The organism is Rhodococcus sp. MurmanLake-1, assembly GCF_056945715.1.
On the sequence record NZ_JBWZNF010000001.1, the window covers coordinates 1,051,452 to 1,064,540 of the forward strand.

General features: G+C 63.9%; 12 protein-coding genes. 5 read left to right on the forward strand and 7 right to left on the reverse strand.

Annotated features, from left to right (window positions below):
- Nucleotides 1–134 precede the first annotated feature (134 nt).
- Nucleotides 135–413, reverse strand: coding sequence for a WhiB family transcriptional regulator (locus tag AC2ETI_RS04830; RefSeq protein ID WP_020907098.1), 279 nt, complete (start codon nt 411–413; stop codon nt 135–137).
- A gap of 380 nt (nt 414–793) precedes the next feature.
- Here AC2ETI_RS04830 and cofD point away from each other — a divergent pair, with 380 nt between their 5' ends.
- Genes cofD through AC2ETI_RS04845 form a run of 3 tightly spaced genes read left to right on the forward strand, consistent with a single transcriptional unit; the run spans nt 794 to nt 3,732 of the window.
- Nucleotides 794–1,786 carry a 2-phospho-L-lactate transferase gene (cofD, locus tag AC2ETI_RS04835; protein WP_069145889.1) on the forward strand — a complete coding sequence of 331 codons (993 nt, stop codon included), beginning with the start codon at nt 794–796 and terminating at the stop codon, nt 1,784–1,786.
- On the forward strand, nt 1,783–3,168 hold the full coding sequence (locus AC2ETI_RS04840; protein ID WP_483633615.1) for a coenzyme F420-0:L-glutamate ligase: 1,386 nt from the start codon (nt 1,783–1,785) through the stop codon (nt 3,166–3,168). Before cofD ends, AC2ETI_RS04840 begins: the two co-directional genes overlap by 4 nt.
- Before the next feature lie 3 nt (nt 3,169–3,171).
- Nucleotides 3,172–3,732 carry an NUDIX hydrolase gene (locus AC2ETI_RS04845; protein WP_141487457.1) on the forward strand — a complete coding sequence of 187 codons (561 nt, stop codon included), beginning with the start codon at nt 3,172–3,174 and terminating at the stop codon, nt 3,730–3,732.
- Here the strand turns inward: AC2ETI_RS04845 and AC2ETI_RS04850 are convergent.
- The 4 genes from AC2ETI_RS04850 to rfbD are packed head-to-tail and all read right to left on the reverse strand — an operon-like array spanning nt 3,723 to nt 7,402.
- Nucleotides 3,723–4,493 carry an SGNH/GDSL hydrolase family protein gene (locus tag AC2ETI_RS04850; protein WP_019747767.1) on the reverse strand — a complete coding sequence of 257 codons (771 nt, stop codon included), beginning with the start codon at nt 4,491–4,493 and terminating at the stop codon, nt 3,723–3,725. The genes AC2ETI_RS04845 and AC2ETI_RS04850 overlap by 10 nt on opposite strands.
- A gap of 32 nt (nt 4,494–4,525) precedes the next feature.
- Nucleotides 4,526–5,608 (reverse strand): mannose-1-phosphate guanylyltransferase, encoded by a 1,083-nt coding sequence (gene manB, locus AC2ETI_RS04855; RefSeq protein ID WP_019747766.1) that lies wholly within the window; start codon nt 5,606–5,608, stop codon nt 4,526–4,528.
- Nucleotides 5,605–6,519 carry a glycosyltransferase family 2 protein gene (locus AC2ETI_RS04860; RefSeq protein ID WP_477994313.1) on the reverse strand — a complete coding sequence of 305 codons (915 nt, stop codon included), beginning with the start codon at nt 6,517–6,519 and terminating at the stop codon, nt 5,605–5,607. Before AC2ETI_RS04860 ends, manB begins: the two co-directional genes overlap by 4 nt.
- Before the next feature lie 43 nt (nt 6,520–6,562).
- Nucleotides 6,563–7,402, reverse strand: coding sequence for a dTDP-4-dehydrorhamnose reductase (gene rfbD / locus AC2ETI_RS04865; protein WP_355332482.1), 840 nt, complete (start codon nt 7,400–7,402; stop codon nt 6,563–6,565).
- Nucleotides 7,403–7,468: 66 nt separating this feature from the next.
- On the opposite strand from rfbD, the gene AC2ETI_RS04870 reads away from it, so the two are divergent.
- Both AC2ETI_RS04870 and AC2ETI_RS04875 read left to right on the forward strand, forming a co-directional pair.
- Complete coding sequence (locus tag AC2ETI_RS04870; protein WP_483633616.1) at nt 7,469–9,001, forward strand: LCP family protein; 1,533 nt, start codon at nt 7,469–7,471, stop codon at nt 8,999–9,001.
- 21 nt (nt 9,002–9,022) lie between these two features.
- Nucleotides 9,023–9,736: a TIGR03089 family protein gene (locus AC2ETI_RS04875; RefSeq protein ID WP_483633617.1), complete on the forward strand. Its 714-nt coding sequence runs from the start codon at nt 9,023–9,025 to the stop codon at nt 9,734–9,736.
- 3 nt (nt 9,737–9,739) lie between these two features.
- On the opposite strand, the gene AC2ETI_RS04880 is transcribed toward AC2ETI_RS04875, so the two are convergent.
- Together AC2ETI_RS04880 and AC2ETI_RS04885 are read right to left on the reverse strand one after the other, a co-directional pair.
- Complete coding sequence (locus AC2ETI_RS04880) at nt 9,740–12,190, reverse strand: ABC transporter permease (RefSeq protein WP_483633618.1); 2,451 nt, start codon at nt 12,188–12,190, stop codon at nt 9,740–9,742.
- Nucleotides 12,187–12,984, reverse strand: a complete 798-nt coding sequence (locus tag AC2ETI_RS04885) for an ABC transporter ATP-binding protein (RefSeq protein WP_021343705.1) — start codon at nt 12,982–12,984, stop codon at nt 12,187–12,189. Before AC2ETI_RS04885 ends, AC2ETI_RS04880 begins: the two co-directional genes overlap by 4 nt.
- Nucleotides 12,985–13,089: the final 105 nt, after the last annotated feature.

Consider the following 13,089-nt stretch of genomic DNA (forward strand, 5'->3'; position numbering starts at 1 on the left):
TGATGTCACACGAAGAAGTAAATCCACACGAAGAACAAAACAGTCGTTGCTTGACCTGCAATTCCCCGTTGCAGGTCAGACTTTCGAAGACCGCCCGTCAGCCCCGACGCTGACAGAACCGATTCAGCAGCAGATCAGATGATCCCCCGCTTGAGTCGCCGACGCTCGCGCTCGGACAACCCTCCCCAGATTCCGAACCGTTCGTCGTTCGCGAGCGCGTACTCGAGGCACTCGTCACGAACTTCACAACCGAGGCAGATCCGTTTTGCTTCCCTCGTCGATCCACCCTTTTCAGGGAAGAACGCTTCGGGATCGGTCTGCGCGCAGAGAGCACGCTCCTGCCACTGATCCTCGATGGTGTCGAACAATTCTTCGAAGCCGGTGACGAGACTCAGCACTGGCCGAGTACTCATACCGTCGAACTCACTGCTGCAGGCACCTTCTGCTGCGCCTGCTCGGGAATCGGTCTGCGGTTCGTCGCTTACTGTCATTGCGAGAGAACTGATCTCGACATTTTCATTGGGCATCGTTCCGCCTCCTCACCTGTAATAGCGCAGAATTTTCACTCCATCTTCAACCCCACCCCGTCGACCGTTCGAAACTGTGTTCGAAACCGGCCCCGCTGCAAGTGAACTCACAAGTAGCGGTTGGAATGACACATTTGAGATTACACACGTCCAGCGTGTCGCGGTCAAGCTAAACGAGATGAATCCATTAGTATTCCGGCCCCCAATTGACGGGACCTTCTGCCCGCCAGACACGACGACGCGCCGACCGCCTAGGCTCTGTTGTCGTGAACGTGACTGTATTGGTTGGCGGCGTCGGCGGGGCCCGTTTCCTTCAAGGTGTGCAAAATGCGCTCGGAATCGCCGGTGGTGAATCCCTCGAGAAATACGAAGGCCCACATCGCATCACGGCCGTCGTCAACGTCGGAGACGACGTCTGGATGCACGGTCTGCGGATCTGCCCCGATCTGGACACTTGTATGTACACACTCGGCGGCGGTATCGACACCGAACGCGGGTGGGGGCACGCCGGCGAAACCTGGAATGCGAAAGAAGAACTCGCGGCATACGGAGCGAAGCCGGACTGGTTCGGCCTCGGAGATCGCGATATCGCAACGCATTTGATTCGCAGCCAGATGCTCCGCACGGGATATCCGTTGTCCGCGATCACCGAAGCATTGTGCAATCGCTGGAATCCGGGTGTCGCACTGCTTCCCGTGAGCGACGACCGCAGCGAAACACACGTTGTGATCACCGATCCGGAAGACAGTGAACAGAAGGCGATTCATTTCCAGGAGTGGTGGGTACGCCATCGAGCACAGGTGGAAACTCACAGCTTCGCTCACGTCGGCGCCGAGCAGGCCAAGCCCGCGCCGGGGGTGGTCGAGGCGATCGACGGTGCCGACATCGTGCTGATCGCACCGTCCAATCCCGTCGTGAGCGTCGGCGCGATCCTCGCGGTGCCCGGCATTCGCGGAGCCCTGCGGACCACCGCGGCCAAGGTTGTCGGCCTCTCCCCCGTCATCGGTGGAAAACCGTTGCGCGGCATGGCTGACGAGTGCCTCGAAGTGATCGGGGTCGAGACGACTTCCGAGGCGATCGGTCGCCACTACGGAGCTCGCTCGATCAACGGCATTCTCGACGGCTGGCTCGTCGACGAAGGTGACACGGCCGACATCGACGGGGTGGACGTGCGAAGCATCCCACTTTTGATGACGTCCCCCGAAGAGACCGCAAAAATGGTTCGAACGGCTTTCGAGATCGCCGGAGTCGAACTGTGACCGAGCCCGGAACCGAAGCAAGCCGCGACAGAAATCACTCTCCCGGCGATCACTCCCCCGGCGCCGCAATCGAAGTCATTCCCGTGCTCGGCCTTCCCGAGTTCCGGCCCGGAGACGACTTGGCCGCCGCTGTCGTCGACGCGACACCGTGGCTCGAGAACGGCGACGTCGTTGTCGTCACGAGCAAGGTGTTCTCAAAAGTCGAGGGTCGCATCGTTTCCTCGCCGACCGATCCGGAAGAGCGCGACGCAGCACGACGCCTCCTGGTGGATCAGGAAGCCGTCCGCGTCGTGGCCCGCAAGGGCCGCACTCTGATCACCGAGAACAAACTCGGCATCGTGCAGGCCGCATCGGGCATCGACGGCTCCAACGTCGACGGTGCCGAACTCGCCCTGCTCCCCGTGGATCCCGATGCGAGCGCAGCGGGGCTGCGTGCCCGAATTCTCGAGAGCACGGGCAAGTCCGTCGCCGTCGTCGTGACCGACACGATGGGTCGTGCGTGGCGCAACGGGCAGACCGATGCCGCGATCGGTTCCTCCGGCATTCCGGTCCTTCACGGCTACCTCGGGGCACAGGACAGTCAGGGCAACGATCTGATCGTCACCGAGATCGCGATCGCGGACGAGATCGCCGCTGCGGGCGATCTGGTCAAGGGCAAGCTCGGCGGCGTTCCCGTCGCCGTCGTGCGAGGACTCCGATTCGAGGACGACGGTTCGAGTGGCCAGGATCTGATCCGTCGCGGCCCGGATGATCTCTTCTGGCTGGGAACCGAGGAGGCTACGGCGATGGGCCGCGGCCAGGCGCTGCTGTTGCGTCGGTCGGTTCGGCAGTTCGCAGGTGATCCCGTCGACGCGGAGATCATTCGCAGCTCGATCGCCGAGGCACTCACTGCCCCAGCACCCCACCACACGAGGCCTGTTCGATTCGTGTGGCTGCGGGCCGAGTCGGTCCGCACGTCGCTTCTCGAGAAGATGCGTGAGAAGTGGGCCGCCGATCTGCGGGCGGACGGTCGTAGCGACGAATCCGTCGACGCGCGGGTTGCCCGCGGAAACATCCTGTTCGATGCCCCCGAAGTCGTCATTCCCTTCTGCGTGCCCGACGGCGCACACAGTTATCCGGATGCCCGACGTACCGCGGCGGAGTCCACGATGTTCACCGTCGCTGCCGGCGCGGCAGTGCAGGGACTGCTGGTCTCGCTGGCCACACGCGGCGTGGGAAGCTGCTGGATCGGATCGACGATCTTCGCCGCCGACCTCGTACGCGAACAACTCGATCTCCCGGCCGATTGGCAGCCACTCGGCGCAGTCGCAATCGGGTACCCCCTCGAACCACTGACTCCGCGCACGGTCTCCGCCCCCGGGGACGCGTTGGTGGAGCTGTAGGTCATGTCAGCCGAATCGCTGCACGCCTCCGCCAAGGGCGTCCTGGAGGGCTGGTCGACGTCCTCCGAAGCGGACGAGTCACTGCGGCACACGATGCTCGCGTTCCTCGATTCGGCTCCGGACGGCTGCCTTCGTCACCATGCCCCAGGACACATCACCGCGTCGTCTCTGGTTCTCGACGAGAGTGGCTGCCATGTCTTACTGACCCTGCATCCCAAGGTGGGCAGGTGGATTCAGCTCGGAGGTCACTGCGAGCCCGACGACGAGACGGTAGTCGATGCGGCATTGCGGGAGGCTCGTGAGGAGTCCGGAATTCACGACGTTCGGATAGACGCGGACCTACTCTCCGCCCACACACATCCGATCACGTGCTCACTCGGGGTCCCGACCAGACATCTCGATCTACGGTTTCTTGTTGTGGCGCCGGACAATTCACATATCGTCCGCAGCGCGGAGTCCACCGACCTCCGGTGGTGGCCGGTGGACGCGCTACCGCCGACTGCCGAACGCGAGACCATCGACCACCTGGTAGCGCTCGCCCATCAGCGCAAGAATCAGGACTGAATCGGAGACAGCTCGGGCTGCTTGGCGCTCACGCCGTCGCCCGAAGATGTTCCCTTCACGCGCCGAGCTACCCACGGCACCAAGAACTCTCGCGCCCATTGACGATCCTCGCGACGAGTTTCCGCTTTCGTGAGAACCGGCGCAGGCCCGAGGTCGGGCGCGATCAATCCGTGTTCGACGCCCAGTACGTCGAGCACCCGCGTCGCCATGTTCTCGTGCCCGGCGGGCGACATGTGGAGGCGATCCCAGTCCCACATCCGTAGGTCCTGATATTCGGAGAATCGCCAGAAGTCGACGAGGGTCGCGCCGTGGCGGTCCGCTACCTCGCGAACAAGCTCGTTGTAAATCGCCAGGCGTCCGCGGAGCTTGCCGAAGAAGGCGGACCATCCGGTGTCGTATGCGGTGAACATGAGAACCTGCGCACCGGAAGCAGTGAGCTGGCCGATTGCCGAATCGTAGCGGGCGACCATCGCGTCGATGTCGAGCTTCGGACGCATCATGTCGTTTCCGCCGGCGTAGATGGTCACCAGATCGGGCTTCAACGCCAGAGCGGGTTCCAACTGCTCGTCGATGATCGGTCCGAGTAGGCGACCACGAATCGCCAGGTTGGCGTAGCGGAACTCGGGGTTGTTCACCGCCAGCTGCTCGGCCACTCGGTCTGCCCACCCGCGCAGACCGTTGGGGAATCGTTCGTCGGCGTCGCCGACGCCCTCGGTGAACGAGTCACCGAGGGCAACGTAACGGCTCGGAAGAGAAGTCATACCCGCCAGTATTCCAGTAGGTCAGCTAACGATCACACATCTGTGCTGAAGCGCACGCCACCGTCCGGCAGCGTCACCCCCGGCCACACACGTGCGCCGCGCAACAATTCGCACCGCGCACCGATGTCCGCGCCGTCTCCGATGACGGCGTCGCGGACCAGTGCTCGTGGTCCGATACGGACGCCGAATCCGAGGATCGATCGTTCGACTACCGCACCGGCTTCCACAACGGCGCCGTCGAAGAGAATCGCACCGTCGAGGCGCGCACCTGCGCCGACTTCTGCGCCACGGCCGACAACCGTGCCGCCGATCAGGACGGCGCCAGGCGCAATTCCCGCCCCGGGGTGAACGAGCGACTCGCCGCGCGGACCTTCGAGAGCCGGCGAAGGCGCGATGCCTCGCACCAGGTCGGCGGAACCGCGAACGAAGTCCTCGGGGGTTCCCATGTCACGCCAGTACGACGAGTCGACGTGGCCGAACACCCGCTTGCCCTCGGCCAGGAGATTCGGGAACACCTCGCGCTCGACCGATACCGGTCGTCCCTCCGGGATCTGTTCGATGATCTCGCGCTTGAAGACGTAGCAGCCGGCGTTGATCTGATCCGTCGGCGGATCCTGGGTCTTCTCCAGGAATGCCGAGACTCGTCCGTCCTCGTCGGTCGGAACACAACCGAATGCACGCGGGTCTCCCACACGAACCAGGTGAAGTGTCACGTCGGCGTCCGTCTTCTCGTGGGTCTCGAGAATGGCGTTCAGGTCGGTGCCACCGAGCACGTCACCGTTGAACACCATGACGTTGTCGCCGCGCAACTTCGGGAGTACGTTGCGGATTCCACCACCGGTGCCCAGCGGCTCGGTCTCGAAGACGTAGTCGATCTCGAGCCCCATCTTGGAGCCGTCGCCGAAGTAGTCCTCGAATACCTCTGCCTTGAAAGATGTTCCGAGCACCACGTGCTTGATACCGGCAGCCTCGATCCTGGCAAGCAGATGCGTCAGGAACGGAAGGCCGGCGGTCGGAAGCATCGGCTTGGGCGCCGACAGCGTCAACGGACGCAGCCGAGTGCCCTTGCCGCCTACCAGGATTACGGCGTCGGTCGGATTCGGATCGGACATCATTTTCCCCCGTGGTTCGAAACTGATGGGTTGTCGGTCGAGTCGTCGGTGCGAGCGCGCTCGCGTACAGCAGAAGCTACGGCGATCTTGGACCGCACGGCCAGGCCACCGCGCAAGGCAAGTCGCAGCGGAGCCTGCCACCAGTGCGGATGACGATCAGCTTGGAACTGGTAAGCGCTGCGATGATGGGCGGGCAGCATCAGTTCCGGATGCCGGCCTGCCGCATGGCCTTTGGCATGGGTCACGACAGCGGAGGGAACAAAGACGTTGAGCCACCCGGCTTTTCCGAGGCGATCACCGAAATCGACGTCCTCCATGTACATGAAGTATCGCGAGTCGAAGCCGGAGATGGCGTCGAAGGCATCACGTCGTACCAACAGGCACGACCCGGAAAGCCAACCGACGGAGCGCTCGGTGACGGCCTCGTTCTCCTGACGGTAACGAGCAGTCCACGGGTTCTTCGGCCACAGGGTGCCGAGCAACGCGTGCCCGACCCCCGAGGTGATGTCGGGCACCGTTCGTGCCGACGGATAGACACTTCCGTCCGGTTCGAGGACCTTCGGCCCCAGTGCACCGGCCCTTGGCCACCGATTTGCCGCAGCGACCAATTCGTCGAGTGAACCGGGTGCCCATTGGACGTCAGGATTGGAAATCACGACAAATTCGATCGACGAATCGATCTCCGCCACAGCCCGATTTATCGCTCCGCCGTAGCCGATGTTTCCCCCTGTACGAAGCAGACGAACATGCTCGTACTTGGCATCCGCCGCCTCCGGCGCACCATCGGTCGACCCGTTGTCGGCCATGATGACCTGGGGTTTTTCTGTCGTCGCCGCGGCGAGCGTGCTCAAGAAATTCTCGAGATGCTCGCCTGGGGAGTACGTCACCGTTACCACGGCCAGCTTGGGACTCACGCCGGTCAGCCTAGCCGCCCACGGGCACTGCCCCGAACAATGCTCACGCCAGAGCGGCGTGCAGAGCCTCTCGCCACGGACGCAGCGGCGTCATTCCCGCGGTAACCCACGCGCGCTCGGACAAAACCGAATATGCCGGGCGGGGCGCAGGGCGCACGAAGTCCGCGCTGCTGCACGGGCGCACCCGCGCCGGGTCTGCTCCGATCTCCTCGAACACCGCTCGCGCCAACTCGTACCAACTGGCTTGCCCGCCGTTGGTCAGGTGGAATGTCGACGCACCCGTGAAGTCCCGCAGCGCAAGTTCGACGATGCCGCCGGCCAGATCGACGCTGTACGTGGGTGACCCGATCTGGTCGTCCACGACGTTCACGAATTCTCGTTCGGCTTCGAGCCTGCGCATCGTGGCGACAAAATCCGTACCGACACCCGAATACACCCACGCGGTACGGACAACGGCCACGTCGGCCCCCGACTCTCGTACTGCGATCTCGCCGTCCAGCTTGGTTCGGCCGTATACCGTCGCGGGACCGGTCGGTGCATCGACGTCGTATGGCGCGCTCGCGTCGCCCGGAAAGACGTAGTCCGTCGAAACGTGGATCAACCGCGAACCGGCCCGCGCACACGCTCGCGCGAGATTCAGCGGTCCGATCTCGTTGACCGCCCTCGCTGCCTCCTGGTCGGTCTCGGCGGCGTCGACCGCCGTGTACGCAGCGCAGTTGATCAGCACCGCATCGGGCGAGACGAAGTCGTCGACCGCGCGGCTGTCTGTGATGTCGAGCTCGCGGGAACCGACGGCCGTCACAGTGTGACCCGCCGACGTTGCGAGAGCATCGATACGTGTCCCGAGCTGCCCTCGGGCGCCGGTGAGCAGGATATTCGTCACATGGTTGAGTCTGGCACGCCGCGTCGAGGTACCCGCGGCCGAGCATCGGACCAGTAACCTGAAGGGGTGTCCCACCAGCAACCGCAGCGCCGCGCGCGTCCACGACCTGCGCCGATTCGGACCAAGACGAGCCCGGCTCGCATAGCGGTCGCGGTGCTCTCCGTGCTCGTACTGCTGGTCACCGGGTTCGCATGGCGAGGTGTGGACTCGTTGAGAAACAGCCTTGCCACTGCAAGCGGACTCGGCCTCGGTGGGGGCAAGGACGGAGCCATCGACATTCTGATGGTGGGAACCGACAGTCGCACCGACGCACACGGCAACCCGCTTTCACAAAGCGAGCTCGACTCGTTGCGCGCTGGTGAGGAAGTTGCGTCCAACACCGACACCATCATCTTGATCCGCGTCCCCAACGACGGAAGTTCGGCAACCGCGATCTCGATTCCCCGAGACGCGTACGTCAACGTCCCCGGTATCGGTATGTCGAAGATCAACGCCGCGTTCGGTGCCACCAAGGAAACCGAGCGACTGAAGTTGGTCAACAACGGGTCGTCCGACAGCGACGCAGACAAGAAGTCGACGGAAGCCGGCCGGACCGCGCTCATCGGAGCGGTAGGAAATCTGACCGGCATCACCGTCGATCACTACGCCGAAGTCGGTCTACTCGGATTCGTCCTGCTGACCAACGCAGTGGGCGGAGTCGACGTCTGCCTCAACGCGCCAGTCGACGAACCGATGTCCGGAGCCAACTTCGCAGCCGGGAATCAGACACTCGACGGCGCCGACGCGCTGAGCTTCGTGCGACAACGACACGACCTTCCTCGCGGCGACCTGGACCGGATCGTGCGCCAGCAGGTGTTCATGGCGTCCCTCGTCAGTAAGGTACTCAGCGCAAAAACCCTCAGTGACCCGGGCAAGCTCAGTCAGTTGACCTCGGCCGTTCAGCGTTCCGTCGTCATCGACGACGACTGGGACATCATCGAATTCGCCAAGCAGTTGCAGAATCTGGCCGGCGGAAAGGTGCAATTCGAGACCATTCCCGTTCTCGACATCAACGGCATGACCGATTACGGCGAGTCCATCGTCAAGGTCGATCCCAAGGCCGTCAAGAAGTACATCGCCGGATTGGTCGGCGCCGACAGCGAGGACTCGGAGGAGACCTCCGAGGCACCGACCACCGTGAATGCATCCTCGATCACGGTCGACGTCGCTAATGCCAGTGACGTCGCGGGGTTGGCCAGCGGGGTTTCCGAGGCATTGAGTGCCCTCGGGTACAAGCAGGGACAGGTCGGCAACAACACCGGCTCCGACGTCTCCGAATCGACGGTGTTCGCAAAGTCCGCGGACGACGACGCTGCACTCGCGGTGGCCGAGGCACTCGGCGGTCTGACGGTCAAGGCGGATTCGTCATTGTCCTCGGGCAAGGTTCGGGTTGTCATTGCCGAGGACTACAGCGGACCGCAATCCGCGGACGCGGTATCCCCGTCCGAAGGCGCGACAAGCACGACTGAATCGGCGAGCACCACCGAGACCAGTCCCACCCCTGCCCCTCCCGGTCCGCCGATCGACGCAGCCTCCAACGGTCCCCGCTGTGTTAACTGAACGGCTGCGTAAGCTGATTACGTGCCTTCGCCTGTAGACAACCTGACCGACGCCCTCCTCGGACCGATCCTGGCTGCCGACCCGGCCGGCCCTCGCGTGACCTACTACGACGACGCCACCGGCGAGCGCATCGAATTGTCTGCGAGCACTCTGGCCAACTGGGCGGCAAAGACAGCGAACATGGTTCGGGACGAGTTCGCCCTCGAGCCCGGCGGCAAAGTTGCCGTGCTGCTTCCCGCGCACTGGCAGAGCGTCGCCGTCTTGCTGGGTGTGTGGTGGGCAGGCGGTGAGGTGGTCCTCTCCCCCGACGCCGACGCCGAACTGGCTTTTGTCACTGCCGACCGTCTGGACGATGTTGCGGCCGTACCGGAAGTAGCCGCACTCTCACTCGACGCGTTCGGCAAAGGTTTGAGCGATCTTCCGCTCGGCGTCGCCGACTACGCAACCTCCATTCGTGTCCACGGGGACCAGTTCCGTAGCGCCGGAGCCGGTTCGGCGCTGGAAGACCGGTCCGTAGCGGACACGATCGACGCCGCACGGGCATCGGCGAAGAACGTCGAATTGGCGTCGACGGATCGTGTCCTCTCCAGCCGCACGTGGGACACGGCAGACGAATTGATCGACGGGCTTCTGGCCGTTCTCGCCGCGGGCGCCTCACTCGTGCAGGTAGCCCACCCGGACGCGGAAGCTACCGCGCGCCGAGTGGGCACCGAGAAGGTCACGAAGCAGTTCTGAACGCTAGCTCGCGAGAGCTGTCACCGGTGACACCAGCCCCGCCCGCCTAGCGGGGAGCAGTGACGCGATCACACCGCAGATTCCGCCGATCAACACGATGGCTACCAATTGCGCCCACGGCACTGCGCTGAGGGCGACGTCCTCGATCCCGAACACCGAGGCGGTACCGGCTACACCGAACACCATCCCGAACAGCACTCCGATCACCGATGCGACTCCTGCCACCAGCAGTGCTTCCCAGATCAACATGGCTCGAATTCCCTTCTTGGTCAGTCCGAGTGCGCGAAGCAGTCCGGATTCGCGGCGCCGTTCGAGAACCGACAGTGCCATGGTGTTTCCGACGCCGATCAGAGCGATCAACACCGCTACCGACAGCAACCCGGCAACCACCATGAGCATGGTGTCGAGGATCGAATCGAGCGCCGAGCGCATTTCGGTCATTCCTTGAACATCGCTGCCCGGAGCTTCCTGGCGTGCCAGTTCGGTGATGCGGTCGGTGGCAGCGAGCGCCTCTTCGTCGGTGTCCGTCCCCAACCTGACCCAGTAGGAATCGGTGGTCGGCGTGGTGGCGGCTACGCCCAGATCGCCTCGATCCAACAGCGCTGGTTGACCTTTCACACCTTCGATCACGCTGACGTTCACGGCACCGCGATCCCCACGCGCCGTCGCCGTCTCACCCGCCGAGAGTTTGTATTCGGTCAGGTCAGCGGGCGAGAGCACCAACTGACCGGCCGCGGGTACCGAGATCTCGGTACGCAGAACATCTTTCACCTGGGCAGCGTCGACACCGAACCCGGTCAACGAACCGCGCCCGTCGATCGTCAGTTCGGCCTTGTCCAGACCGCTCACCGCGCCGACGCCGTTGACCGCGGCGATGTCTGTGCCCAACCCTGCGGGAAGCGGTGCCGAACCGGAACTGCTCACCATGACGTCGACGGGGAATTGACTGTCCATCGCCGCGGGTGCGGCTTCCTTGACCGTCGCGATTCCCACGACGAGCGTGCTCGTCAAGGCCACCCCGATCAACAGGGCCGTGGCTGTCGCCGAGGTCCGGCGTGGGTTCCGACCGGCGTTGCCTGCTGCCAGGCTTCCCACCGGACCGATCAGTCTCGCCAGCACTCCGCCGGCGGCATTGATCAGCGCGGGCACGATTCGCCCGGACAGTGCTGCGATCCCCAGGAACGAAAAGAGTCCACCGGCAGTCGCCGCCGGCACCTGCTGATTCGTCACTCCCAGAACGGTCATCGCGATGCCCGCGAGCAGTATCACGACGCCCAGAACCCGGCGCACGACCGACACCTGAACGCTCTCGGGCTTGGACTCCATCGGCTGCAGTGCCGCCAGCGGGGAGAGCCTCGTTGCCGCCCGCCCGGGCGCAGATGCAGCGAGCATCGTCATCACGATGCCGACGGCAAGACCGACCAGCACGGTCACCGGGGTGACGCTCAGTGACGAAAGAGGCACCGGCACATCTGCGGCCGTTGCTACGCGACCGATCGCCCAGGCAAGTCCGACACCGAGTCCGACGCCGATCACCGAGGCGATCACGCCGACCGCAGCGGCTTCGCTGCGAATGCTCCGGCGAACCTGTTTGGCTGTGGCGCCGACGCATCGCAGCAACGCGAGTTCCTGAGTGCGCGCGGCGAGCAGAACGGCAAACGTATTGGCGATCACCAGCGCGGCAACAACAACGGCAATGGCACCGAAGGCGAGCAACACCGTGCTGAGGATCTTGGTGCCACCCATGTATTCCGCTGCCGCGTTGTCGGTGGCTTCTTCTCCCGTCAACACGGTGGAGTCCGCGGGCAACGCGCTCGCGATCGAATCCACGAGTTGTTGCTGAGAGCGCGAACCGTCACCGGCGACACGGAACTCACGTTTGGCGCTGTCCCCGGCCCACGCGCTCACCTGCTCGGCGGTGGTGAATATCTTGATCCCGCCCAGTCGTTGCGCCGAACCGGAGAGATCGACCAGCCCGACCACCTGCGCGGTGGGCGCAGCGGCACCGACCGTCGAATCCCTTGCCGTGACAGTGATTCGGGCACCCGTCGGTATTCCGGAGTCCGCGCTCACCAACACCTGCCCCAGACCGGCCGGAAGCGAACCCTCCGACAAGTTCTCCCAACGCAATTCGGGATTGTCGGCGATCGAGAGAGCATCCCCGTAGGACGCGCTCTTTGCCTCGGAGTCGACGCGAACATACGTCGACACGTCGTCGGCGACTGCCGAGACGCCCGGCACCGCACTCAGCAGTGCTTCCGTCACGCCTGGACCGGAGGCGACGACATCCGTGGTTTCGTATTGCGTCGCAAGTGATTTACTCACACTCGCATCGACCGTCGAGCTCAATGTCAAAGTCGCGACGATGTATCCGACTGCGATCACCACGGCGAGTATCGAAGCCACATAGCGCCCGGCATGTGCCCGCGCCTGGGCAAAGGCCAGACCCCTCATCGCAGTGCACCCGAAACTGCAGGAACATCAGCCAGGTCGTCGGCACCGAGTGCTCGCATGGCACCGATCACCGAGTCGACGGTGGGACGGTCGATCTCTCCGGCAATACACCCGTCCGCGATCAACACGACTCGGTCCGCATACGACGCCGCCACCGGATCGTGTGTCACCATGACGACCGTCTGACCGGTCTCCCGAACACTGGTGCGCAAGAGGCCCAGAACCTCGGTCCCGGAACGGGAATCCAAATTTCCGGTGGGTTCGTCGGCAAAGATCACGTCGGGCTGCGGCAGTAGTGCGCGGGCGACAGCTACACGCTGCTGCTGACCACCGGACAACTCGTGCGGCAGGTGGTCGAGGCGCTTCGACAGACCCAGTTTCCCGATCACCTCGTCCATCCACTCGGGCGAGGGTTCACTACCCGCCAGCTTCATCGGCAGCAGCATGTTCTCCCGAGCAGTGAGCACCGGTAGCAGGTTGAACGCTTGGAAGACGAATCCGATTCGCTCGCGTCGAAGTTCGGTGAGTTCCGTGTCGCCGAGTTTCGTGACCTCGGTGTCGCCCAGGAAAACCTGTCCACCCGAAACCGTGTCGAGCCCGGCCAGACAGTGCATGAGCGTCGACTTTCCGGAGCCGGACGGGCCCATGATCGCGGTGAACCGCTCACGACCGAAGTCCACGTCGACCCCGCCGAGCGCGTGAACCGTGGTCTCACCGGTGCCGTACACCTTGGTGACACCGCGGGCAGTGATCGCCGGCACTGCGGCTGGTTCCGTCGTGGTGTGCGCATGCATTTTTTGCCCTCCGTAAAGCTTCTCGCTATGACGGAATCGACGTTATTGCAGCGCAAGTGGTCTCCGCGTCGGAGCGCGGGGCGATCTTGGAGAGCCCGGTGTCAT

Excerpts from the sequence above, each read along its gene's own strand:
- AC2ETI_RS04845 (WP_141487457.1), top strand. The coding sequence starts at position 3,172 with ATGTCAGCCGAATCGCTGCACGCCTCCGCCAAGGGCGTCCTGGAGGGC.
- AC2ETI_RS04880 (WP_483633618.1), bottom strand. The coding sequence starts at position 12,190 with ATGAGGGGTCTGGCCTTTGCCCAGGCGCGGGCACATGCCGGGCGCTAT.
- AC2ETI_RS04850 (WP_019747767.1), bottom strand. The coding sequence starts at position 4,493 with ATGACTTCTCTTCCGAGCCGTTACGTTGCCCTCGGTGACTCGTTCACC.
- AC2ETI_RS04830 (WP_020907098.1), bottom strand. The coding sequence starts at position 413 with ATGAGTACTCGGCCAGTGCTGAGTCTCGTCACCGGCTTCGAAGAATTG.
- AC2ETI_RS04885 (WP_021343705.1), bottom strand. The coding sequence starts at position 12,984 with ATGCATGCGCACACCACGACGGAACCAGCCGCAGTGCCGGCGATCACT.
- manB (WP_019747766.1), bottom strand. The coding sequence starts at position 5,608 with ATGATGTCCGATCCGAATCCGACCGACGCCGTAATCCTGGTAGGCGGC.